Source organism: uncultured Campylobacter sp., assembly GCF_938018145.1.
In the GTDB taxonomy this organism is placed as follows: domain Bacteria; phylum Campylobacterota; class Campylobacteria; order Campylobacterales; family Campylobacteraceae; genus Campylobacter_A.
Map to the genome: position 1 here is coordinate 1 of NZ_CALIII010000390.1, position 1,407 is coordinate 1,407.

Consider the following 1,407-nt stretch of genomic DNA (forward strand, 5'->3'; position numbering starts at 1 on the left):
GCTAGCCGCACTTAGCGAGACTGGCGCGGACGCCGCGATATTTAAAAACGCCGTAATAGGCAAGGATAAACGATGATAAAATTTCCGCCGCTATATCTAAAATTTTTAGAGGATCTCGGCGACGAAGAGTGCATAGACGTTTTTAACGAGTCTGGCGCGGGTGCGTATCTATACGGGCGCGCGGCTCTAGCCGAGCGAAACGAAACCTACGAAGTAGCGCTTTACGAGCCAAATTTTTATATGATAGGCCAAGATGGCGACCTGGGATTTTTTATAAAATTAAACTCGGACGACGCTATTTATTTTAGCGATATAGGCGCGCTGGGCTCGGCTCCGATGCGCATAGCGGAGCGAGATATTTTTGCCTTTATCAAAAAGATAAAAGACGGCGGCGAGATATTTTTGTAAAATTTTACGAGTAAAGGAAACAAATGGAACTTTTTAAAACCGCATTTTTGATGACAGTGCTGATGCTGCTTTTTGTAGCCGTGGGCGGCGCGATAGGCGGTACGAGCGGTATGCTAGTCGCGTTTGTAATAGCGCTTGGGATGAATTTCTTTTCATATTTTTTCTCGGACACGCTCGTGCTCAAGCACTACCGAGCCGTACCCGTGGACGAGGCGCACGCGACGGGACTTTATCAGATCGTGCGCGGGCTTTGCGCGAAGGCAAATTTGCCGATGCCAAAGATCTACATCATCCCCGAAGCCGTTCCAAACGCATTCGCCACGGGTCGCAACCCGAGCCACGCCGCAGTGGCCGTGACCGAGGGCCTGCTAAATATACTAAACAAAGACGAGATCGAGGGCGTGCTAGCTCACGAGCTAAGCCACGTGCGCCACTACGACATCCTAACGGGCTCTATCGCGGCGGTTTTTGCTGGAGCGATCGCGATACTGGCAAATTTCGCGCAGTTTGGCGCGACAAACCGTCAAGGCAAGCAAAATCCCTTGATGCTAATCGCCCTAGCCGTCATCATGCCGCTAGCAGCCACCATCATACGCATGGCGATCTCGCGGGCGCGGGAGTTTGAGGCCGACAGGGGCGCAGCGATGATGACAGGCAAGCCCCAGCACCTAGCAGGCGCGCTGCGCAAGCTCGAGGACTACGCGCGCGGACGCGTGATGGCAAACGCCGACGAACAAAGCGCGCATATGTTTATCGTTAATCCATTTAGCGGCGTAAAAAGCGCGCTGGGCTCGCTGTTTCGCACGCACCCAAGCACCCAAGACCGTATCGCCGCGCTAGAAAATTTACGCTCGCAACTAGATGGCGAAAACGGCGTAAAAGAGTATTTTAGAAAGTGAATTTGACGGGCGAATTTAAGCTTTCGTTTGGCCCGTCAAATTTAAGCGAAATGGCTTGACTTTTGGTGTTAAATTTAACGCCAAATTTAACCCTGCGTCG

General features: G+C 51.7%; 2 protein-coding genes. Both read left to right on the forward strand.

The genetic code is table 11. The annotated features are described in order from the left end of the window. Nucleotides 1-72: 72 nt before the first annotated feature. Entirely contained in the window at nucleotides 73-408 is a 336-nt protein-coding gene (locus Q0338_RS09000; protein WP_298086456.1) for a hypothetical protein, read from the forward strand. A 23-nt stretch (nucleotides 409-431) separates the two neighbouring features. After that, complete coding sequence (gene htpX / locus Q0338_RS09005; protein WP_298086457.1) at nucleotides 432-1,307, forward strand: zinc metalloprotease HtpX; 876 nt, start codon at nucleotides 432-434, stop codon at nucleotides 1,305-1,307. Nucleotides 1,308-1,407 lie beyond the last annotated feature (100 nt).